This is a genomic window from Maridesulfovibrio sp. (assembly GCF_963676065.1).
Lineage (GTDB): Bacteria > Desulfobacterota > Desulfovibrionia > Desulfovibrionales > Desulfovibrionaceae > Maridesulfovibrio.
In genome coordinates, this window is sequence record NZ_OY780933.1 from 292,820 (window position 1) to 315,192 (window position 22,373).

A 22,373-nucleotide genomic window follows, 5' to 3' on the forward strand; every position below is an offset into this window, starting at 1 on the left:
GTAAGTGTTATTAAGAAAATATAGTTTTTACAACCTTCACTACCTGCCGCACCTGTTTCTCATTCATCGCAGGATAAATAGGTATAGAAAAAGTTTGGTCATATATTTTTTTTGCCCCACGATAATTATTCGACCCTTGTGAATTTGTAAAGAACTCATGACTCAACAAAGAGCAAGGTCTTCGTACAGCGATCCCGTATTCAGCAAAGCGGTGGATAAGTTTTGTTATCGGTTCCTTTGTTGTCAGAGGAAAACGATACCATGATGTGTTTTGACATGAGGGCAGGTCAATGTTGCTTATTCCGGTTAGTTCTGAAAGATAAAATTCGGCAATTTCCTGGCGTCTCTTAGAAAATGATTCTAATTGTTCAAGTTGAGACAGGCCAAGCGCCGCCTGTAAATCTGAGAACGGTGCCAAATTATTCCTGTATTCGCTTTTGCTAATAACTTGGCTTTTTATAAGTGCGTTCAATTCTGATTTTGATTTAGCAATTATGACACCACCTTCACCGCAACTGATGGGCTTGGTCCCTTGAAAAGAAAATATTCCTATGTTGCCTTGTAGCGGAAGCATCTTTCCACAAGGGCGATATAGACACTGAGCAAAATCTTCCAGAATATATGGATAGAATTCTTTTAGTTGAGAATAGTCGTGCCAAATCCCCAATAAATGAGGTAAAATAATTCCATTACAAATTTTCGCCGCATTTTTTGCCTGCTGTAAGTCTATTGAAAAATCTTTTGTCGTATCTATAAAATAGGGTGAGTAGCCACTTAAACTTATTGCATTGGGAACTTCTGGACAAACGTAAGTAGGACAAGCAATTAAAGAACCATGAGGTATTTTGCTGCATTGTAGAGCTATAAGCAGGGCTATGGATCCTGAGGATACGGATACCCCCCCGTATCCTCCATACATTTCGGCGAGATGTGCGGCCAAAGTTTCAGCAAGGCTGCCGTGCGCAACCATAGAGCTCTGGATAACTCGTGTCAGGGCATTAAGGTCTTTTTCTGTAAAACATGCCTTGCTATGGGGTATCGTTTTGTTTTTATTCATTGTTTGTGCTGTTGATGTATCGGTCGTTCTTTCCTGTGTGGATGTCACTCCACCAACCCCACACACATTTTTTCCTAAAAGGTTTCGACCATACTGGGATGTTTGACATTTCTGACTCAGTCAGATGTTTACCAAAATATTTAGTCAAAGTGTCGCCTTGGAGTATATCCTCACTAGTCCCGTATTCTTGCAAAATAGACTTAGTCATTGCAAACAGGGCCTCGGGTATAATTTCACCGTCAGGTATGTAAGCATGTTCAAAAAAGAAAGTCGGATAGTAATCACACGCACCTTGTGATGCATTTGTGAGTGATTTCAGGATATACCTTGCAACATTCTTAGGAGTATGCAACCCTCTATTCATATAACGAAGACCTTCTTCTGCTGTTTTGATACGCAACTGCCTATCTGTGAGAATCTTTTTAAGAGTGCCATATAAGTTATTTTTAGTTATGCGTATAATTGGCAGAATATTAAAGGGTATAGGTTTCGAGTATTCATCATTTGGTCCCAACACAGTGCATCCACTGGACATTGCTTCAAGATTTAAAAGACCGTTTTTACCACACGCGATCTGATCTATAACAACATCACACTCAGTTAGTGATTTTAATATTTCTTCATTAGGCAAATTTTCAGCAATAATAATGTCAAAAGGGACCCCTTCCGATTTAAGCTGATCAAGTGTTTTTAGAATTAAATTGGTCCCCTTAGCGTAGCGAGATGTAGGTGCATGAAAAACCACCGGTTTATCTCTGCCACAGATTTTAGGTGTAGTTTTTTTATCATCAAAAGGTATAAAAGTAGAATTATATGGTCTGATCCCCAGTGTGTTTGAACAAGGGGCAGACAAAATCAAATCAGCATAACATTCAGCCATACGAATATTATACATTTTTTTTGAAAAGGTATCGACATAAGTACTTTTCAAAGCAAGAGGAAGAATTTCTTTAGATAAATTCCTTTCATTGGTGAGCAGTTCTTTCGGATATCCATGGCCGAAGTGAGCGTTGAATATTTTTGCTGACTGATTGTGGCGTATATCAGATCCACAGGGAAAACTTATAATGGTCTTACCCATTTTTTTGAGGATTGGAAAATCAAGCATCCCCGGCAGCAGGGAAGTTGACGCAATGGATATATAAATATCGAAGTCAAGAACTCTGCGGTCATTCCCGGATAAATTTTTCAGGTACACTTCAGGGTCAGGATTATTTCTAAATTCCTGCTGGAACGAATCTAAAACAAAATCAAATCCAGAACCGTATAGTTTATGGTTTGCAATAGTTGAAGCTGTTCCGACCTCAAAGCCTAGCTCTCTAAACCCCTGAGCGAGTGCGAAAATATTGTTTCCTATATTATTGGTACCAATAAAAATTTTCTTTTTCATTTCGAGTCTCCTTTAGTCATTTTCGATCAGCTTCATGCTACTATTTCGGTTATGGGCTGAAAACCTTAAGTGCTTGTTCCGTCTTATTAATTACTTACTCAAAAACATGATAAAAGAAAGTAAATGAACAATTGTTTTTTACCAAAAACAAGAGTAACACCATAATATTAATACATTGTAAGTGCTTAAAAAAATAGTTTTAATTGCTATCTATGTCAATAATTGCTTTTATGGATGCTGTTGTTCATTCCACTTTTTCGGCTTGAATGTATGGTCAGACCGTAACTTTTATGTACCGGTTTATGCGAATTTATATCTGCTCCATGTTCAAGAAACTAAACCTGCAAGGTGGTATTACGCCACTCTTATACAGCAAAGGTTAAAATATGTATGACATCCCATTAATACGCCCGTTTTTAGATGAATATATTAAAAAATCAGTTTTAGATGTACTTGATTCAGGTTACCTAACAGAGGGATCTATAACCAAGAAATTTGAACAAGCTATAGCCGAGTACACCTATGCAAAACATGCTCTTGCGGTAACTAATTGTACCGTAGGACTTGAAATTGCCTTGCGAGCCTTAAAAATTAAAGAGGGGGATGAAGTTATTGTTCCCGATTATACCTATCCCGCAACAGGATCTGCAGTACTCCTTACAGGTGCCACCGCTGTTGTTGTCGACATAGATCCTGCCACTATGAATATTGATTACGATGCGCTCGAGGCAGCAATAACCCCTAGAACTCGCGGAATTTTACCTGTTTCATTGTTCGGAAACCCCCTTGATTGGAAGCGACTGAACGAGATTAAACAGAAGCACGACCTTTTTATTGTAGAAGATGCAGCATGTTCACTGGGAGCAGAATACGAGGGCAAAAAAGTTGGAACATTTGCTGATATCAGTGTTTTCAGTATGCATCCCCGAAAGTTTATTACAACTGGCGAAGGGGGAATTATCACGACTGACTCTGATAAACTGGGTTCCTGGATGAATTCCTTTAAACACTTCGGTGCTAACATTCAGGATAGCCGCGAAAAGGTCATTTTTGAACGAGTGGGCACAAATGCCAAGCTTTCAAACGTATTGGCGGCGATTGGGCTGGGACAGATGGCAAAAATAAAAGAACTATTGTCCGAGCGCAGGTTATTGGCGGAAAACTACATATCACTTCTTGATGGGGAGCCAGGCATTCAGCTTCCTTTGACTACGGTTAATGGCCTGCATTCATACCAGAGCTTTTGTGTTTTTGTGGACAATCGTGACAAAATTATAGAGAGGATCAGGACTCAGGGTGTTGAAGTGCAGATAGGGACCTATCAGCTAAGCACACAACCTGCTTTCCATAACCATAAACAATGTCGTTTAGCTGACACGATGACTGGGAGTGCAGAGGCTTTTGATAAATGTCTCACACTTCCTCTTTTTAGTGGCATGCTGCCTCAAGAACAAGAAAGAGTAGTGAACCTACTTAAAACTGCAGTTCAGTCATTATTCAGCTCTCAAAAGAGAACACTGAGCTGAATAAAGACCGAAACGGCACGCCAATAAAATTTTCAATATCCAAAATTTTTAAATCGAAATCAAACCCGTTCTTTTGTATACAGACCTAAAAGGGCCAATTCAAAGTTGCCACTTGATGCTTCCACATGACTCCAACACATAGGCTTTCATCATTCTTATAACAACGGAAAAACACAAAGCGTTAAGCGGGCTTTTCATTATGGTGTCCGATCACTTGAAAGGACACTTTTTAACCAGAACAGCCAGCTAATATTTATCAAGCATTCTCGACAAGTAGCCCTACCGGCTCATCAACCCAATGCTGACAATGCTCGCAAGGAGACACATCCCGCAAATCACAGGACTCATGGGCCTCACGTATAGCCTTGTATGCAGGAGACTGCCACACTTCCTGAATAGACTTTTCTTTTACAGAACCGATATGCTGACCAGTCACTAATCTCGTCCAATCATGGTTACATAACCCTATGTCACCGTTCCAATAGATCACCATATCTTCATATACCTTATTACATGGTTTACGATCAACATCTTTCCTACTAGGAAGGCTGCCAGGACATCCGTCAGTTGAGTGCTCAGGGTAAATACGCACACGGTCCACTTTATCGCTCCAGAAAGAAATAAAATCATCTATTTCATGTGCATTATCGACAGTTTTAACCGCGGAGACCTGTACTGTCTTAATATGTTTTTTACCCTTAACCGCTTTTCTCAATTCCAAAAGTCGCAACACATTATTAAGACTGACGTCATAATCGCACCCACGCAGCTTCCGATACAGTTCAGGATTTAATGTATCCATTGAAAAAGACAGGGTTTCTACGCCCAGCGACAATATATGTTTTGCCTTTTCTTCAGTAAGCAGGCTTGCATTTGTAGCCATTTGAATTTTGTCTAAACCATGTTCATGTAGCATTTCAAACAAAGTATCCCAGTGGGGATGAGTCAGGCTCTCTCCACGAAAAAAAGGGACGATGACGACAGGAGCATGTAAACTTATTTCCGAGATCAGCTTGCGGGCAAGCTCAACGTCCATAAATCCCGTCTCTTTTTCCATGTATCTTCGCGGACAAAACACGCAACGCAAATTACAAAAATTGGTAAACTCCAATGTAATACGTTTTGGGAAATTCATAACAAACTCCAATATTATAAATAAGTACGCAGCCACCACTCAATACTGAGAAGAGACCAAATAAACAGCCGCCTGTTTTCAACCCCGGACAGATGTTCGTTTACCAATTCCGTGCCAGTACTATAATCTAGATACTCCCAAACACGAGCTTCACGGGAAAGCAGGAAATCCTGCACATATTTTAGGCTCTCACCGCGAAACCATGAAGCATCCGGACCGGAGAAACCTTTTTTAGCTGCCGTAGAAATCCTATTAGGCACATGGCGCTCCATGGCACTACGCAACAGATATTTCCCATCTTTATATTTACGGTAAAACTTTCTGGGTTTAGAGTGTTCATTCTCATTAAGCAAAACGTTTTTAGTCAAATTCTGTAGTTTAAAATGAACAGGGAGCTTTTGTGAAAAATCAACAAGGTCATTATCAAGAAACGGCACTCTGGACTCCAACCCATGAGCCATAGAAAGCTTATCCTCGATCATCAGAAGCCCGTGTAAAAATGTTTTAGCCTCAAAATACAAAGAGCGGTTAATACTTTCCGCAGGAGTCTGGGGACTTGAGGTGTGAGGGCCAAAGACACTCCGAAATACATCCCGGGTCCAGATATGACGGGTTTCACTCTCTACCGGAGCCAGCAAGGGGCGCAGTTTGTTATTTGGGATAAGTCGCTGCCAAAAGGTGTAATATTGATCAATATAATCTTCAAAACCGTCACACTGCAAAGCACGATAATAGCGCCACGGATAACCTGCAAAGATCTCGTCTCCCCCGGAGCCTGACAAAACAACCTTAACAAAATGCGAAGCCAGTTTTGACGCAAAAAAATTAGGATAACTCTGCCCGATACGCGGCTCTTCAATGTGCCAAGCCAGTCTGGGCATTATACGTTCCAGATCTCCAGACTTCAAAATAACTTCATAATGCTCAGTTTTAAAAAGATAAGACAGGAATTCAGCTTGCTCTCTTTCATCAAATCCGAGTTCAATACCTGAGGCCGAATTCAAATCAAAACCGCATGTAAAAGACTTCATACAGGGTAATTCTTTTGCAGCGACAGCTGTTATTGAGCCTGAATCAATCCCACCGGAGAGATAAGCTCCCAGCTCAACATCACTGACTAGCTGCCTGCGGACAGCCTGACAAAACAGAAAATCCAATTCCTCTTTCGCCTCTTCCTGACTGCAAGAATAATCTGATTCGGAAAAATCAAAATCCCAATAGCGGGAAATTTCAACTGTCCCATCCCCGGACATCGAACAGACGCCGGTACATCCCGCCGGAAAAACACTGACTCCGTCAAAAAAAGTACGCTCAGTTAAAATATTCTGGAAAGTAAGATATTCTGTGAAGGCATGCAGATCCAATTTAGCACTGAAAGCAGGATGCACAGTAAAAGCCTTCGCTTCAGAAGCAAAGAGAAGTGTTTTGTTGAAAACACCATAATAAAGAGGTTTTATTCCGTAGCGATCACGTGCAAAAAAAAGATCTTGGCGAACATTGTCCAAAATGCAGAAAGCAAACATTCCATTAAAACGAGAGACGCATTTTCTTCCCCACTCGCGGTAAGCATTTAAAACAACTTCAGTGTCAGTTCTGGACTGAAATTCATACCCCAACGAGACAAGTTCTCTACGAATTTCAGCAAAATTGTATACTTCTCCATTATAAACGATACTGAATAAGCCATCCGCTGTCTGCATTGGCTGCTTACCGGCTTCAGTGAGATCAAGAATTGCCAAGCGCACATGTCCCAAGCCCACCGACCCTTTCGATACAGCATGCAAACCATCAGGCCCGCGATGACGTATAGTTTCAGCCATACGCTCAACGACTCCCAGATCGGCAGGAGCGCCGGAAAAATTATAAAAGCCAACTACCCCGCACATAATTCAGACTTTACTTTATTTGGGTTAATATGAATACAGTGTATAAAAAAACTACCATCTTCCAATCTCGAACGGCTCATAACTATAGGCCCTCATTTTTGGGAAATACAAATTAAACACAGCTGTTTATTACTCCCTATTACTAAATAATTATACACTCTAATTTTTATTAGCAAACCATTTCTATCTCCGGTGGCCCCAGTTTCTGTCCCCCCTCCCTGCGGGGCACTTCAATTGCAGATAGCCCCAAAAATACACTATAACCAAAAAATCTCAAACAGCACACCCCCATTAACATATCCCTCGGATCAATCCTCGCTAATTTTAAACAGGTTGACAAGAAAATATCATAATGCTTGAATAAATAGTCCATTTTGTAATAGTAATACACGGTGCTGATTAATCTAACATACTAGACATAATGAACGGTAACCTCTTCTGGGGGGAGAAACAGTGACAAAGAATATTGCCGTAATCGGGACCGGATATTGGGGCAAAAACCTTGTTCGTAATTTTTATCAACTCGGCTCCCTGCGTGTAATGTGCGACAATACACCCGACACTCTCGCCGCGATGGCTAAACAATATGAAGGAGTGGAAACAACTACCTCCTACCAACATATTCTGGAGAACAATCACGTTGAAGGCATCGTTATAGCCACCCCTGCTGAAACACATTTCAAGCTAGTGGAAGAGGCTCTTCAAGCCGGAAAAGATGTTTATGTAGAGAAACCTTTGGTTTTAAATGAATCAGACGGCGAAAAACTAATCGCACTTGCAAAAGAAAAAAAACGTATACTTATGGTCGGCCATTTATTACACTACCATCCGGCATTTATCCGACTTAAAGAAATGGCGAGAGCAGGAGATCTTGGCCGTATCAACTACATCTATTCTAACAGGCTCAACCTCGGAAAAATACGCCGGGAAGAAAATATCCTTTTTTCCTTTGCCCCTCACGATGTTTCAATGATCCTTTCCTTAGCCGGAGAATTACCTGCATCAGTCATTGCAACAGGTGGAAACTACCTACATAAAAAAATCGCGGATGTAACTACTACACATCTGGATTTCAGTTCCGGCTTAAAAGCCCACATATTTGTTTCGTGGCTGCATCCCTTCAAAGAGCAGAAACTGGTTGTTGTGGGAGATAAGAAAATGGCTGTGTTTGACGACACACTGCCATGGGAAGAAAAGCTCCTAGTCTACCCACACTCCATTGAGTGGAAAGACGGTTCTCCTGTGCCCCATAAAGTCGAGGCTGATAAAATTATCATCGAAGAAAAAGAGCCTCTACGCTCAGAATGCGCATATTTTATGGACTGTATTGCAAGCAGAAAAGAACCCTACACCAACGGCGAAGAAGGTCTCAATGTCCTGAAAGTGCTCAATGCTGCGCAACGCTCTATGAACGAAAAAGGCAGCGCAATAACCCTCTCCCCCAAACCGGTAAAAGGAGAGTGGTATGCCCATGAAACGGCTATTATTGATCCGGGCGTTACCATCGGCGCCAACACTAAAATATGGCATTTTTCACATATTCTCGGCGAAGTGACTATAGGTGAGCGAGTATCAATAGGGCAAAATGTTGTTATCGGGCCGGATGTCTCCATTGGCAACGGCTGCAAAATTCAAAACAACGTCTCCGTATACAAGGGAGTGATCCTTGAAGAGGATGTTTTCTGCGGCCCAAGTATGGTCTTTACCAACGTATTCAATCCTAGGGCGCACATCCGCAGGATGGACGAGTTGCGGCCGACTTTAGTGAAAAAAGGGGCTACACTCGGCGCTAACTCCACAATTGTCTGCGGCGTCACAATCGGACAATATGCAATGATCGGAGCAGGAGCAGTTATAACAAAAGATGTAAAACCAAATGCATTGATGGTTGGCACCCCGGCCCGTCAAACTGGATGGGTATGTGATTGCGGAGTAAAGCTTGACGACACACTGTGCTGCAAATCCTGCAATATGCAATACCAAAAAGAAGACAACGGAATCGCCAAACCCCAATAAAGTTAAGCAAATGAAAAACATTGTAACTATAGTGGGGGCGCGGCCTCAATTCATCAAGGCAGCCCCTCTGGGAATGGCATTGGCTAAAGTTGAAAACTTTCGCCACAGACTTATCCATACGGGACAGCACTTTGATGCCAACATGTCGGAAATTTTCTTCAAAGAACTGGGTATTCAGGCTCCTGAATTCAACCTCGGTATCAACGGCAAAACCCATGGAGTGCTCACCGGACGCATTTTAGAAGCCCTTGATGAAATTCTACCTCAGCTAAAAGCGGACATGGTCATTATCTACGGAGATACCGACAGCACCCTCGCCGGATGCCTGAGTGCTGTAAAAATGCATATTCCCGTGGCCCACGTTGAAGCAGGTTTACGTTCATTCAACCGTAAAATGCCCGAAGAAATAAACCGTGTCCTTGTAGATCATGCCAGCGACATCCTGCTCTGCCCTTCGGTGGAAGCAATGAGTAACTTGGAGAAAGAAGGCATTATAAGCAAAGCGCACATAGTTGGAGACGTGATGTACGACATGTGTCTCATGGCATCACAAAAAGCCGGAAACATATCCACAATACTTGAAGAGCTGGAACTAAAACAAAACAACTATTCTCTGGCAACAATTCACCGGGCAGAAAACACCGAATCAAAAGAAACTCTTGAAGCCGTCATTTCTTTCCTTAAAGAAGCTGCAAGGAACAAACCGATCATTTTGCCCCTTCACCCAAGAACCCGTATTGCAGCCGAGCGTTTTGGAGTTTCCCTTGCCGGATTAACAACAATTGATCCGGTTGGCTATTTTGACATGATCCAACTTCTCCAGCATGCAAACATCCTCTATACGGATTCTGGAGGGCTGCAAAAAGAGTCTTTTTTCCTGCAAATTCCATGTGTTACACTCAGGGGAGAAACAGAATGGGTGGAAACCATAAAAGCCGGCTACAACAGATTATGGCAGACACCGGAGTTTCTTCCTCGACAGAAAATTGCACCTTACGGGGATGGACACGCGGCAGCCAAGATTGTTGAAGTAATAAAACACACGCTTTAGGCCATAAGAAAAGGTAAAGACATGACTGAAAAGATCACTGCCTTCAACAATAAAGTCCTAATGGTACACGAATCGCCGTGTATCAGAGTTGTAAAGGAAGTGGATGCGCTTAGGCAGAAAGGCATCTCCATCGACCTGCTATGCTCAAATATAAACAGCCACCCTGAAATAGCCGAAAAAGTAGGGACTGTATTTTACTACAACAACTATCTGGAACTACGATCTTTTCTAAAAGACAGGCATAAAGACTGGGATGTCATCCATGCCCATAATGAACCCAATTGCATCATTGCATCAACAATAGAAGCATGTAACGAAAGACCGGTAGTTTACGATTGTCATGACATGACAAGTGCAAGAAGCAATATCCATGGTGTTCAGGCTGAACTGGAGGAATACTGCTTTAAGAATTGCGCTGCCAGCGTACACGTAAGTGCGGGGTTGAAAAAGATAGCATTTGATAAATACGGACCGCAACTCTCCATCGTACTCCCCAGTTTCCCAGCAATCACCAAAACAAAAAAAAATAATAAGCCTAAACTCTCAGGGACACATGTTGTATACCAAGGGACCATTACGGATTCTCCCGATACAAAATATTCATATAGATATTACCTGCCTTTTTTCAAAAAACTCTGTGAAGCAGGCATACATGTTCACGTATTTCACTCACCTAATACGACATGGGAAAAACTCCCCGGATATATTGCCCTGCAAAATAGAACCCGTTTTTTCCATCCCCACAAATGTCTGCCATACGACCAGCTCATCCATGAGATGGGCCAATTTCAATGGGGATTTTCCGGATTCAACTTTGACCACCTCACAGAAAAGATAACTAAAGATTATCTGGACGGGGCGCTCCCTAATAAATTTTTCGACTATGTTCTTGCAGGCATTACGCCCATTGTAATCAATAACAGTACGACGGCCAACTGGGCCGAAAAAAATGGTTTTGGCTATCACGCAAAAGACATGGATGACTTCATCCGGATATGCAAGGAAGAAAAACCGCTTGCCCCGTTCAGTAATATCGAGGCAATTGACATGAACAAACAAATTGAACGACTAATAAAAGTATACCACGTTGTTTCTGCACAAAAAGAACAGCATCGTCCGAAAAAATTATCATTCAATACCCTGGCAGAGCAATTCAAGACAACAAAAGGGAATATATCCTTTCTCACCTTGGGCTCCAACCCCAAGCCGGCGGCTGCGCTTGATATGCTGATGCAGTATTACAAATCAGGAGTCTGGATGTACAAAGAGAATGACACATTCTATTCCCATACATCCGCAGACAGCCACGCCTTCTATCTCAGTGCCCTCTGCTCAATATACAAAAGCGGAGAACATAGCGTTCTACCCGACATTCTGAATCTGAGTTCCCTACTTCTTGCTTTGAACAACCAAAACAAAGGAGGTATTTTCGGCTGGGGACTGGGCGCACCATTTGAAAATAAAATAAGATCTAAAGAGCAGGGTCCGTCAACTTGCCCCGAAACAACTACATACACAGGCATATCATCCTCCGTGTGCATAGCCCTCCTTGAAGCATACGACATCACAAAAAACATCCAATTATTGAATAGCTGTCAAATGTGGCGCGAATCCTTCTTTAAACACATAGGTTTCAATGAAATAAACGGCTGCTGCCTATATGGAGACCATGAAAGCTGGAAGCTGCCGGAGCCTCTTTTCATTCCAAATACAACCCCGTCATTCATTGGTTTTCTGTCAAAATTGGCTCAATCTTCAAGAGAAATACACGATGCAAAACTGATACGACAGGTAGGAAATAGTTTCTGGAGCCTGCACAAAGACTACAACTGGCAATATTCAAACGGTCAATTGGAAGATTTGCTGCATTTAGGAATGATCGCGGAAGGTATGTATATGGCAAGTCCTTTCCTTGATCCATCTATTGATATTTCAGGCTTGATTTCACAGATGATTTCAAAAATGTTCAAGAGACGTCTTGATGTCAATCTGGAACGAAATTGTCTAGGCTCTTCATACTGGGGACCGGGATGGGCTTTATACTCATTTATCCTTAATGAGGCCCCCATAGAATATATCGCCGCCGGAGTAGATTTCCTTATAAAAAACCCCAGAATTATGCTCTTCAACACACGTACTTCTGGAATTTATGCACGACTCCTAGGAAAAATGAAAGAAAAGTATCTTTTATAAAATCACAAAGTTCAAAACAGCTGCCTATCCAGCCAAAATCTGGGCCGCAACAAAATTTGATATCCCCGTCGAGGAGAAAGCATGCACCCAATAGAGGCTGAAAAAGCAAACACGAACATGCAGACACAGCATTCTCACACAGGCACAGACTCGTTCATTTTCAGTGTAATCCTTGTCGTCAACAATAGCGGTCCCAGGCTCAACACAACCTTCGACATGATAGCCAGACAGACCATTGGTTTTCATTCACACGTACAGATCGTTGCAGTGGATACCGGCTCATCTGAAGTTGCACAGGATCTGCTCCAGAAATGGGCACAGAACTACCCGGACAATATAACTTATTTCGACATGCCCTACGCCAGTGTACCTTCAGCCCGAAACCGTGGGATAGCTGAAGCCCGCGGCGAATGGCTTACCTTCTTTGACGCAGATACACTGATAAGCACAAATTATTTCCAAGAATTTTGCTATTTTCTGGAAAACTCAAATTACAAAGGACCAATTCTGTGCGGTAACTGGCTGCGTTATGATGAAGCCGGCGGCAATATAACGGGACAACATGAACGTTCGATCAACTGCCGGACTTCCGGTATCGTGGATGTGAAACAGGCTCCGGAGTGTTTTATTTCCTCGGCTGCGGCATGCCTGTTCCGAGCTTCATCTGTCCAAGATCAGGCTGTTCAATTCGGGGAACGCGTCCCAGCCTCTTTCTGCGGTGCCCACTTTGCCAATTTGCTTCTGCTTGCGGAAGGCTCTTTTTCAGTGGGAGTTGTGCAGGAAGCACACTACCTGCAAAGCTATCAGGGCATGCGAACCAGACAGGAGCAAGAGGTCTGGTCCGATCCTGCTCATTACCGCGAACAGCTAATGTTCGGCTATCTGGACCTTGTGCAACGCTACCAACGCTCAGTCGGAACTGTTCCAGACTTTGTGCAGAATCTGATCATCAGCGAAATGCGTGACTATATGTTGCGCATGCTCGGCAATACCATCCCATGTGAACTAAGTACGCAACAACTGAACGACTTTTTTGAATTAACCCGTCTGGTTCTGCGCCATGTGGAAGCCCGCCGCATACTGCTTTATGCCATCCCGAATCTTGATTTGAAAACACGCATAGCCATACTTGGAGCTTTTGCAGGAAACCGTTTTTCAGGAATGCCGTTTGTAATCAAAGAAATTTCTCCAGATGGCAAAGAGGCTTTGCTGATCCATTGGTCAACACATGAATCGAAGTACATACTGCAGCGGGGCTCGGAACCGGAACCTATTACCTGGGACAAACAGCATAGAATCACCTTTAATGACATTACGTTGTGCCATGAATACAAATGCTGGATTCCCCTGACCGACAATGTTAGCCGCATGATGAACGTAGATGGTGAAAATATCTCCGTTCTGTGTAAAGAAGCACTTCTGGAGAGCCTGGAACGCACTGAAGTGCTACAAAAATACTATACACCTACGAGTCAATGCCCCTCTAGGTTGCGAGACTTCCTTGAGATTGCTTCCAATGAACCGCCTGAACAATTTCGCAATGCATGGATACTTATGGATAGGGTCGGCAAGGCGGATGATAACGCCGAGCACCTCTGCCGCTGGATCATGCGCGAGCACCCGGATCAACTTGTATATTTTGTAATCGACCGAAAGAGCAGAGACTGGCTTAGACTCCAGAAAGACGGCCTCCCTTTACTGTCATATGGGAGCATTGAGCATCTGCAGGCCTTATCCGGAGCGCAATGGCTCATTTCTTCCCATGTTGACAAGCCGGTAACAGATCCCATGCAAACTCGTGATGATTTCGGTAAACCTTCGTACAAAGTAGCATTTCTCCAGCATGGAATCATTAAATACGACTTATCCAACTGGCTGAACGAATTCAGCATTAACTGTTTTGTTACAAGCGCTAAACTTGAATATGAATCAATGCTGGAGGGACAATATAAATTTACGCAGCGCGAACTTACTCTCTCAGGACTGCCGCGTCACGACACCCTTCTGCGCAAATCAGAATCTGGGAAAAAAGGCAAGATAATCCTAGTCTGCCCGACCTGGAGAGAACCGCTGATGCGCACAGGCATACAGGGTATGAGCACTGATGAAAAATACCTTTTTTTCAAAAAAAGTGATTTTTTCAAAGCTTGGGACAAAATTACATCCAGCCCCACTATTGCCAAGCTTGCCGGCGAACATAAATCCAGAGTTATTTTCCTTCCTCACCCGGAGACTGCGCCGTTTATCCACCTCTTTCGAATGTCTGAACGCTGCACTGCAATGTCTTGGAATGAAGTTAAATCCGTGCAGGATCTGTTAGTGGCCAGCGCTATGGTGATTACGGACTACTCTTCACTTGTATTTGATGCTGCATATATCAACAAGCCCGTAGCTTATTATCAATTCCCGGAATATCCTGATTTCAATGAAGGCCAATCCAGAGATAAAAACTACTATGATGACACAAAGCATGGATTCGGACCTGTGGTTTCTTCTGCTGAAGAGATTAAGAACTGGATAGCAGAGACACTTCACAACAACTGTATCCCGCAGGATATTTACACTAAAAGGGCAGAGGACTTTTTTACCCTGCGCGACGGTGAAAATTGCCGCCGGGTATACGAGGCCATTCTAAGCCGCACATAACCACTCTAATTTTGCTTAGGGAAACATTATGATAAATGTCTCAATAGTTGTTCCGGTGTACAACGCAGAATCCCACCTGCCTCGATTTGTACAGAGCATGCAGCAACAGACACTTGAAAATTTTGAAGTAATTTTTGTTGACGACACCTCCACAGATAACGGCCCCGCTCTATTGGAAAAAGTATGTAATAAAGACAAACGATTCCGTTTAATCCGTCATGAGAAAAATATGGGAGCCGGAGCGGCACGGAATACAGGAATAAAAGCAGCCAAAGGACAAACCTTATGCTTTGCTGACCCGGACGACCTGCTGCCTGAACATTCACTGGAAGTTCGTTTCGATGCTTACAAAAAACATAATGCTATCGTCCGCGCATGCCACCAAGAAGTCACGGACACAGGAGAAATAATCAATAATGAGCAACGACCTGTAAACTTCCCAGAACTATGCAATCCCGCCGAAGCAGCGTCCAAATTCGGAGTTAGTCCCTTTCTTTGTGCTCACTGGACTTGGCTGTTCCCGACAAAGATGGTGCAACGCTTAGGCATCTTTAACGAAGAGGGAATTCGTACAGCGGAAGATATTATCTTTCTGATACGCATGTTTTTCCATATTTCAAGAATGGTCTGGATTGATGATACGGTATACTACTGGATGAAACGAACTGATTCTCTCTCCACAACTGTATATTCCGCCAGTCATTATCTGGACTATCTGCTTTGTGTAGACATTTTTTATAATGAAGCCGCCCAGCATAAAAAACTTTCTCTGGCCGATAGTTTTTGTGATGACTATTTTGCCTGTTATCTACCGCACATGCTTATTCAAGTCGCCCATAAAAAAAGTAATGCACAAGATGTCGCTGTAGTATTGGAAGCAGCCGAACAGATCTGCGCCCGGCACGATGTTTTCAAACGCTGTCTGCAACGGACTCTGGCTGAACCGTTACACTACCCCGGACTGTTCCGCATGCTGCGAATCATCCACGGTAAAGGGCAGGGAAAATCTCCATTACAACGTCTCTTCGACAGCCACAATGAACTGGCCACCATTTACAAATCGGCACAGGAGTCCTGAACGACATACAGGGGAACAACAAGTAAAAATTAGTTTTGGATCAGCCTTTCAAGAGGATCGGTAGGAAGAGCAACAACCTCCGGTTTAGATGGAACTTCCTGTTCTATCTTCAAGGCCTGAACAAGAAATTCATGAGCAGTTGAAGCCAGATCAGTCCCTTTAGCCAAGTTAGCAGCATGGCTAAACAAGCGTTTACACCTACGAGCATCCGTCAATTCAATAAAACGCATCCCCAGCTTCAGGCAGGCTGCCGCCTCTGCCAGATGATCCGGCAAGCGTCCCCAACCTACGTCAGGGCAGGCCCGTTTCAAACCGACTCTGCGTATAATTCTGGCAGAAACTTCTGATTCATATGGACTCAAATCCTTATCTCCGGCACGCCCAGAATTGTGGATACGCCAAAGCAGCATATCTGCCGGAGTATGGCAGATCCGAGCATTACCGACAATTCGTGAAAACCATTCATAATCCTGACAGACTTTGAAATCAGGATCATAGCCCCCATATATGGAGTACAGTTCCCTGCGCACAAGTGTGCCTCCATCAGAGATCCAATCCTTAAAAACCATTGCCGGAACCAATTGATCCGGCTGCTCTACCCATAATGGAGCAGAACGTCGTTCCAGCGGTTGCAATCGAGCATTGCTAACCAGAATGGCACCGGTAATAATATCACACTGGGGCTTGTTTTTGATTTTATTCAGATAGTGAGCGATGATTCTAGGTGCAAGTTGATCATCTGAGCCAACCCATATGACATACTCGCCCCTTGCAAGTTCAAGACATTTGTTACGGGCAACCGGACGCCCCTGATTTTCCTGCCAAAAATAACGAATCCTTTCCTCTGCCTTACAGATTTCATCCGTGCCGTCAGTGGAGCCGTCATCCACAATAATAAATTCGCACTCATCAGTAAGCTGGCTTAATATGGAGGAGATAAGATCAGGAATAAACTCTTTGCGGTTATAGCAGAAGCTACATACTGAGATCAGCGGGGCAGGCATACGAAAACTCACGTCTTGTTAAAGTTTAAATAAAAAAGGCACCGATACTTTCTACTTTAGCTTGAAAGAACAATTTTATACCTCAGCACTATGCGATAGTGTTGTCGATTTACTTTTTTTTTTCAACAATTATTTCTTTGCACCCCTATTCCCATTGAGCCGAATTATAACACCACTCTCCCCATAAACACCACTCTCAATTTGACCAAACCACAAACCTACGGCTAGATAAAGTTATTGAGAACAACTCATAGTGAGGTTTCAAATATATGCCTAAGATCCTGCCGCGAATAATTACCGCCCTGCTGTTTTTCCTGCTTGGCGGATTCATCCTGTTCATGCTGAATCAGATTGCCGGACTGGCCCAGCTTTGCGCAGTCTATTTTCCTGCATCTTATGATTACGTGCTCTTCGGGCTCAGCGGGTTATTCCTGATTATCTGCATGAGTCCGCTGGTGATTCATTTTTTTCGCCCCGGCGCACTTGTTATGCCGGATAATCCCACGCCATCCCAGCAGCGGGAGTTCATACGCAGACTGCGGAAAAGACTGCGCAGAAACAAAAATATCCGCAAGGCAGGGTTGAAGCTTTCCACAACAGAAGATCTCGATATAGCCCTTGAGCATCTGGACCGCATTTCCACGGAAAAAATGAAAACCGTGGCCTCACGAATCTTCCTTTCCACGGCGATCTCCCAGAACGGGCAGCTTGATTCATTCATCGTACTCGGCACCCTTACTAAGCTGGTCTGGGATGTATCCAAGATTTATAATCAGCGCCCTTCAATGCGCGATATGCTCTCGGTTTACGCCAATGTGGCGGGTACTGCATTTTTCGCCAGCGCGGTGGAAGAACTGGATATTCAGGCCCAGATCGAAGCTATCATGTCCCCGGTTCTGGCGGGATCCGCACTAGGCATGATTCCCGGAACCAGCGGGTTTACATCCATCGTAACCGCCTCCATTCTGGACGGCTCTACCAATGCATTTCTGGCGCTCAGGGTCGGTATTATAACCCGTGGTCATTTTAATTTTCATGCGGAGAAAAATTCTCCGGGATACCGCAGGGCTGTGCTTCGCGAGGCTGCCGGCATGCTTCTCTCCATCGCCATGGGCTCTACCAGAACCATCACCTCCGCCTACCTGAAAACCATCACCGGAGCTGCGGGCGAAAAAGCGGCCAGCGCGGCCAAGAGGGTTGTATCTTCAACAGACAGGGCTTTTCAAGCCACTAGCAGAGCCTGCAAATACTCAGCGGATCAAGTGGGCAAAGTCGCCCGTTTTGCCTCATCATACAGCAGCAAAAAGGAAGACCCTGAACCGGAAACAATCAAAGACAAAGCGGGCAAGAAATTTGGAAGGTTTAAAGATAAGTTTAGGCGCAAGAAATAAAAGCAAAAAACTCCCGCAATATTTTGATTAATACTACGGGAGCAATTTATTCACCGAGAGAAAGACCGCAGAGGACATTACACGTTTTCCGGCACCGGCATTGGAAAAACAATATCGTACACCCAGTTGTAGGCAAAAGCATATACCAGAAAGAAAAGAGCAAACCCAATGTCAGCAATAAGAGCATTCCAAAGCGTCATATCCAGCCACCACGCCACAAAAGGCACCGTCATAGTCAACAAAGAGAGTTCAAACAGGACCGCATGTAACCCCCGCATCCATGCCGGACGAACATGTACCGGTTTATTCAACGCTACAAGAATCTTATCGAAAACTAAATTATATAGATAATTAAAGACCATAGCCGTAACAGAGATTGTAATGCTCATGATCCCTATTCTGCTTAAATCTTTATCAAGCATCCATGAAGCAAGCGGCGTGCAAGTGCAAAGTCCGATAATTTCAAATAAAAGAGTATGTCTAATTCTATCTGCTGTTGTTCTCATGGGAGTATAGATACTGTCTGCTCATTGCTGACTCAAGAGGAATGTGTAAAAATATATTTATTGTTTACAAGATGATACTGAAATATAACAGACATTGCTCACAATAAACACTGTCGGAGGGCAGCATCATGCAGGTAGCAATCATTCCCGCCAGAGGCGGAAGCAAGCGCATCCCTAAAAAATCCATCCGGCATTTTCTGGATAAACCGCTGATCGCTTATACCATTGAAGCTGCCCGCAAAAGTAAATTTTTCGATCATATTCTGGTCAGTACCGACAGCGAAGAGTTCGCCGAAGTAGCCCGTGAATACGGAGCGGAAGTGCCTTTCATGCGACCGGCAGAACTGGCTGACGATTTCACCCCCACCAAACCGGTAATTGATCATGCTGTGGACTGGGTCAAAAGCAATTGGGGCGAACCGGAGCGCTATTGCCAGTTCTTTGCCAATCCTTTTGTCACTGCGGAAAATATTCGCGGAGGCTACAAAATGCTTCGTGAGCACCGCGCCAATTGCGTGCTGGGCGTGGCTGAATTTCCTTATCCAATCCTGCGTTCCTTTAAGAAAGGCCAAAACGGCGGTGTTGAATACGCTTTCCCGGAATATGCCCCCTGCCGGTCACAGGACCTCCCGCTCTTTTTCCATGACGCGGCCCAGTTTTACTGGACCGAACTGACGGATATCCCGGAAGACCGTAACGAAGCCTTGAACATGCCCTATTTCCTGCCCCGGTACATGGTGGTTGATATCGACACCGAAGAAGACTGGCAGATCGCCGAACGCCTTTATCAGGCTTTTATGTGTGATGAAAAATAACGGCCCCATCCTTTTTTTCTGCGAAGCCGGACCACAAACAGGTTTCGGCCATGCCGGACGCTGTCTCGCTATCGCCACAGCCCTGCGCGATGGACCGGAACGCGAATCTGTTTTCGTATTTCGAGGCTCCCCGGCGGCAGAGCAAAAGATCAATTCCGCCGGATTCAAGACTGTCGCCATCAGCAACTTCAATGACTGGCGGTTAGGGACGGAATCGGCAATAGTCCTCGATCTGCGAGTTCCTCTTTCCGATTCATTTTTCCGGCGCGCTAAGGAATCCGGTAAATTGCTGATCAGCATTGATGACTCCACTCCTAACAGGCTGCATTGCGATCTTGTCTTCTATCCGCCTGTGCCTCAGTTTCATGAGCTTGACTGGGACGGATTCAGCGGGACCGTCTGCCGAGGATGGGAATTCATCCCCCTGCGTAAAGAGTTCTGCCTAAGTCCGAAGCGGAAGGCAAAACAATCGCCGCCGCAGATTCTGATCACCATGGGCGGGAGCGATCCCCATGAACTGACCCTGAAAGTTCTCAACGCCTTGATGCATGTGCCGGGAGAATGGCAGGCCGAAGTTGTTATCGGTCCCATGTTCAATAATCTGGACAAAATCGACCGGATAGCGGTAGAGCATGGTAAGAGAATAAAATTATTGTATGATATAGAGGACATGTCCGTTCCAATGCATGGAGCCGATGCGGCAATAGCATCATTTGGCATGACCGCTTATGAGCTGGCGGGCTGCGGAGTTCCGCAAATGATGTTTGCGCTGAGCGAGGACCATGCCCGCTCGGCATCGGCATTGCATGCCTCAGGAGCAGCGGTTTCACTGGGAAAATTTGACCGCATCAATAACCGGAAGTTGGCTGAAAAGCTGGAAAATTTCATTTCCAGCAAAGATTCGCTAAGATCCATGGCTGCAAAAGCTGCCGGATTGAATATCGGGCGGGGAGCCATCAACATTGCTGCCCGAATTGTAGATGCGATTTAAAAATATGGAGTACCACTTTGAGTGATAGAAAATGCTGGGTCGATCACAGCGGAATCGTATTGGATTCAGTTGACGGCTTTGATGTAATTCACTGCGAAAGTTGCGGATTTAAGCACATCATCCCCATCCCGGATGAAGAAGAAATGACCCGCATTTACACGCGGCAATTCCACGCCGAATATAAACCGCTCATGATCCAGCATCAACTGGAAGATCAGCAGTGGTACGATGCGACCAACAAGGCCCGTTTGGAAGCAATTGAAAAGCAATTAAAACGGAAAGGAACTCTTCTAGATGTCGGTTCCGGTACCGGTTTTTTTCTAAATGAAGCGGTCAAGCAGGGCTGGGAAGCCAAAGGCGTGGAACCTTCGGACATGGCAGTAGAATACAGCCGCTCCAAGGGACTGGATGTTGAGCATGCTTTTTTTGATCAGGAATGCGCTGAATCAATCGGAAAATTTGATGTGGTCCATCTCTGGGAAGTCCTTGAACACCTGCCTGACCCGGCGGGGATGGTCAACCTTTGCCGTCAGGTGCTCAATCCCGGGGGCTTGATTGTCATAGGTGTCCCAAACGATTACAACAAACTGCAAAAGATACTGGTTAACGATATGGGCGAGAAACCTTGGTGGCTGACTCCCCCGCATCACATAAATTTCTTCGACCGCACTTCCCTTGAGCGTTTGTTACGGCGGCTTGATTTTGAACCGCTCCGGCACGATATAACCTTTCCCATGGAACTGTTCCTGCTAATGGGGAAAAACTATCTGCAGGAACCGGAACTGGGCCGCGAATGCCACGCCATGCGCATGGAACTGGAATTGAACCTGCTGCGCACAGGCAATAGCGCCGTGCTGGACAAACTCTACGACAGTCTGGCCGAGGCCGGATTCGGACGGCATACCGTAATTATGGCGGGCAAAAAGGATTAGAACGTATGGGAAGATTGCAAGGTAAAACGGCATTGGTCACGGGTGGAGGTCGAGGTATCGGCAAGGCCATCAGCATCAAACTGGCTACAGAAGGAGTCCACGTCATCCTCACTTGGGTAAACGACCATGAAAATGCCCGCAAAACAACGGCTGAAATTTCCAAGCTTGGCGGTTCTTCCCGCATACTGCAACTTGAGGTCAGCACTGCTGAATCCGTTGACAGCGTAGTCGCCGATATCAGCGCGAATGAAGGCAGACTTGATATTCTGGTCAACAATGCCGGCATTAACAACCCGCAGGATTTCGACAAGATTACTCCGGAAGAATGGGACCGCATCCTTGCCGTTAATCTGAAGGGACCTTTTCTGTGTACCCAGCGCTGCCTTGAACTGCTTAAGAAGAGCAAAGCAGCCAGTGTGATTAATATCGGCTCGATCAGCGGGCAGTACGGTGGACCGCGCACCGCCCATTACGCGGCCAGCAAAGCCGGGCTCATTTCCATGACACAGGTGGCGGCGCGCTTCGGCGCAGAGTGGAATATCCGCTGCAATACTGTTTCCGCCGGACTGGTGGTTTCGGACATGGCGGATGCGAGCCTGAAGAATCCTGCGGTTAAAAAAGCCGCCGAAAATGTACTCCTGAAACGGTTTGCCGAAGCTTCGGAGATAGCAGACAGCGTGGCCTATCTCGCATCCGATGAATCATCCTACATCACCGCCCAGACCATCAACGTCAACGGCGGATTGTATTTCTAAG

General features: G+C 44.7%; 17 protein-coding genes. 11 read left to right on the plus strand and 6 right to left on the minus strand.

The features are described from left to right. Positions 1-10: 10 nt before the first annotated feature. Positions 11-1,057, minus strand: a complete 1,047-nt coding sequence (locus ACKU35_RS01335; RefSeq protein WP_319762392.1) for a DegT/DnrJ/EryC1/StrS family aminotransferase — start codon at positions 1,055-1,057, stop codon at positions 11-13. Continuing rightward, positions 1,050-2,447: a hypothetical protein gene (locus ACKU35_RS01340; RefSeq protein ID WP_319762394.1), complete on the minus strand. Its 1,398-nt coding sequence runs from the start codon at positions 2,445-2,447 to the stop codon at positions 1,050-1,052. Before ACKU35_RS01340 ends, ACKU35_RS01335 begins: the two co-directional genes overlap by 8 nt. Before the next feature lie 386 nt (positions 2,448-2,833). Here ACKU35_RS01340 and ACKU35_RS01345 point away from each other — a divergent pair, with 386 nt between their 5' ends. Then, on the plus strand, positions 2,834-3,973 hold the full coding sequence (locus tag ACKU35_RS01345; RefSeq protein WP_319762396.1) for a DegT/DnrJ/EryC1/StrS family aminotransferase: 1,140 nt from the start codon (positions 2,834-2,836) through the stop codon (positions 3,971-3,973). 256 nt (positions 3,974-4,229) lie between these two features. Here ACKU35_RS01345 and ACKU35_RS01350 read toward each other — a convergent pair whose 3' ends face one another. Both ACKU35_RS01350 and asnB read right to left on the minus strand, forming a co-directional pair. Continuing rightward, the gene (locus ACKU35_RS01350) at positions 4,230-5,108 is read right to left on the minus strand and encodes a radical SAM protein (RefSeq protein ID WP_319762398.1); all 879 of its coding nucleotides are present in this window, start codon (positions 5,106-5,108) and stop codon (positions 4,230-4,232) included. Positions 5,109-5,122: 14 nt separating this feature from the next. Beyond that, positions 5,123-6,994: an asparagine synthase (glutamine-hydrolyzing) gene (gene asnB, locus ACKU35_RS01355; RefSeq protein WP_319762401.1), complete on the minus strand. Its 1,872-nt coding sequence runs from the start codon at positions 6,992-6,994 to the stop codon at positions 5,123-5,125. Positions 6,995-7,447: 453 nt separating this feature from the next. On the opposite strand from asnB, the gene ACKU35_RS01360 reads away from it, so the two are divergent. The 5 genes from ACKU35_RS01360 (at position 7,448) to ACKU35_RS01380 (ending at position 15,978) form a co-directional block, all read left to right on the plus strand. Then, positions 7,448-9,010 carry a Gfo/Idh/MocA family oxidoreductase gene (locus ACKU35_RS01360; RefSeq protein WP_319762403.1) on the plus strand — a complete coding sequence of 521 codons (1,563 nt, stop codon included), beginning with the start codon at positions 7,448-7,450 and terminating at the stop codon, positions 9,008-9,010. A gap of 10 nt (positions 9,011-9,020) precedes the next feature. Beyond that, on the plus strand, positions 9,021-10,061 hold the full coding sequence (gene wecB, locus ACKU35_RS01365) for a non-hydrolyzing UDP-N-acetylglucosamine 2-epimerase (protein WP_319762405.1): 1,041 nt from the start codon (positions 9,021-9,023) through the stop codon (positions 10,059-10,061). A gap of 21 nt (positions 10,062-10,082) precedes the next feature. Beyond that, entirely contained in the window at positions 10,083-12,254 is a 2,172-nt protein-coding gene (locus ACKU35_RS01370; protein ID WP_319762406.1) for a hypothetical protein, read from the plus strand. An 81-nt stretch (positions 12,255-12,335) separates the two neighbouring features. Next, entirely contained in the window at positions 12,336-14,900 is a 2,565-nt protein-coding gene (locus ACKU35_RS01375; RefSeq protein ID WP_319762408.1) for a CDP-glycerol glycerophosphotransferase family protein, read from the plus strand. Positions 14,901-14,928: 28 nt separating this feature from the next. Further along, positions 14,929-15,978 (plus strand): glycosyltransferase family 2 protein, encoded by a 1,050-nt coding sequence (locus ACKU35_RS01380; protein WP_319762410.1) that lies wholly within the window; start codon positions 14,929-14,931, stop codon positions 15,976-15,978. A 29-nt stretch (positions 15,979-16,007) separates the two neighbouring features. On the opposite strand, the gene ACKU35_RS01385 is transcribed toward ACKU35_RS01380, so the two are convergent. After that, a complete protein-coding gene (locus tag ACKU35_RS01385; RefSeq protein WP_319762412.1) occupies positions 16,008-16,982 on the minus strand; it encodes a glycosyltransferase in 975 nt (324 codons plus the stop codon). Between the two features lie 269 nt (positions 16,983-17,251). Between ACKU35_RS01385 and ACKU35_RS01390 the strand changes: the two genes are divergently transcribed. After that, on the plus strand, positions 17,252-18,373 hold the full coding sequence (locus ACKU35_RS01390; RefSeq protein WP_319762414.1) for a hypothetical protein: 1,122 nt from the start codon (positions 17,252-17,254) through the stop codon (positions 18,371-18,373). A gap of 77 nt (positions 18,374-18,450) precedes the next feature. Here the strand turns inward: ACKU35_RS01390 and ACKU35_RS01395 are convergent, their stop codons facing one another. After that, entirely contained in the window at positions 18,451-18,879 is a 429-nt protein-coding gene (locus ACKU35_RS01395) for a PACE efflux transporter (protein ID WP_319762417.1), read from the minus strand. 128 nt (positions 18,880-19,007) lie between these two features. Between ACKU35_RS01395 and pseF the strand changes: the two genes are divergently transcribed. From pseF to ACKU35_RS01415, 4 genes are read left to right on the plus strand one after another with little or no spacing between them, the layout of a single operon-like run. Beyond that, positions 19,008-19,694 (plus strand): pseudaminic acid cytidylyltransferase, encoded by a 687-nt coding sequence (gene pseF / locus ACKU35_RS01400; protein WP_319762419.1) that lies wholly within the window; start codon positions 19,008-19,010, stop codon positions 19,692-19,694. After that, on the plus strand, positions 19,684-20,685 hold the full coding sequence (locus ACKU35_RS01405; RefSeq protein WP_319765329.1) for an acylneuraminate cytidylyltransferase: 1,002 nt from the start codon (positions 19,684-19,686) through the stop codon (positions 20,683-20,685). The genes pseF and ACKU35_RS01405 overlap by 11 nt, the downstream gene beginning before the upstream one ends. A 17-nt stretch (positions 20,686-20,702) precedes the next feature. Next, the gene (locus ACKU35_RS01410) at positions 20,703-21,617 is read left to right on the plus strand and encodes a class I SAM-dependent methyltransferase (RefSeq protein ID WP_319762421.1); all 915 of its coding nucleotides are present in this window, start codon (positions 20,703-20,705) and stop codon (positions 21,615-21,617) included. 5 nt (positions 21,618-21,622) lie between these two features. Then, positions 21,623-22,372, plus strand: a complete 750-nt coding sequence (locus tag ACKU35_RS01415) for an SDR family NAD(P)-dependent oxidoreductase (protein WP_319762423.1) — start codon at positions 21,623-21,625, stop codon at positions 22,370-22,372. The last annotated feature ends 1 nt before the right edge of the window (position 22,373 follow it).

Coding starts and splice junctions, on each gene's coding strand:
- ACKU35_RS01385 (WP_319762412.1), bottom strand. CDS start 16,982: ATGCCTGCCCCGCTGATCTCAGTATGTAGCTTCTGCTATAACCGCAAA.
- ACKU35_RS01405 (WP_319765329.1), top strand. CDS start 19,684: ATGAAAAATAACGGCCCCATCCTTTTTTTCTGCGAAGCCGGACCACAA.
- ACKU35_RS01370 (WP_319762406.1), top strand. CDS start 10,083: ATGACTGAAAAGATCACTGCCTTCAACAATAAAGTCCTAATGGTACAC.
- ACKU35_RS01350 (WP_319762398.1), bottom strand. CDS start 5,108: ATGAATTTCCCAAAACGTATTACATTGGAGTTTACCAATTTTTGTAAT.
- wecB (WP_319762405.1), top strand. CDS start 9,021: ATGAAAAACATTGTAACTATAGTGGGGGCGCGGCCTCAATTCATCAAG.
- pseF (WP_319762419.1), top strand. CDS start 19,008: ATGCAGGTAGCAATCATTCCCGCCAGAGGCGGAAGCAAGCGCATCCCT.
- ACKU35_RS01390 (WP_319762414.1), top strand. CDS start 17,252: ATGCCTAAGATCCTGCCGCGAATAATTACCGCCCTGCTGTTTTTCCTG.
- ACKU35_RS01395 (WP_319762417.1), bottom strand. CDS start 18,879: ATGAGAACAACAGCAGATAGAATTAGACATACTCTTTTATTTGAAATT.
- asnB (WP_319762401.1), bottom strand. CDS start 6,994: ATGTGCGGGGTAGTTGGCTTTTATAATTTTTCCGGCGCTCCTGCCGAT.
- ACKU35_RS01335 (WP_319762392.1), bottom strand. CDS start 1,057: ATGAATAAAAACAAAACGATACCCCATAGCAAGGCATGTTTTACAGAA.
- ACKU35_RS01415 (WP_319762423.1), top strand. CDS start 21,623: ATGGGAAGATTGCAAGGTAAAACGGCATTGGTCACGGGTGGAGGTCGA.
- ACKU35_RS01375 (WP_319762408.1), top strand. CDS start 12,336: ATGCACCCAATAGAGGCTGAAAAAGCAAACACGAACATGCAGACACAG.
- ACKU35_RS01340 (WP_319762394.1), bottom strand. CDS start 2,447: ATGAAAAAGAAAATTTTTATTGGTACCAATAATATAGGAAACAATATT.
- ACKU35_RS01380 (WP_319762410.1), top strand. CDS start 14,929: ATGATAAATGTCTCAATAGTTGTTCCGGTGTACAACGCAGAATCCCAC.
- ACKU35_RS01345 (WP_319762396.1), top strand. CDS start 2,834: ATGTATGACATCCCATTAATACGCCCGTTTTTAGATGAATATATTAAA.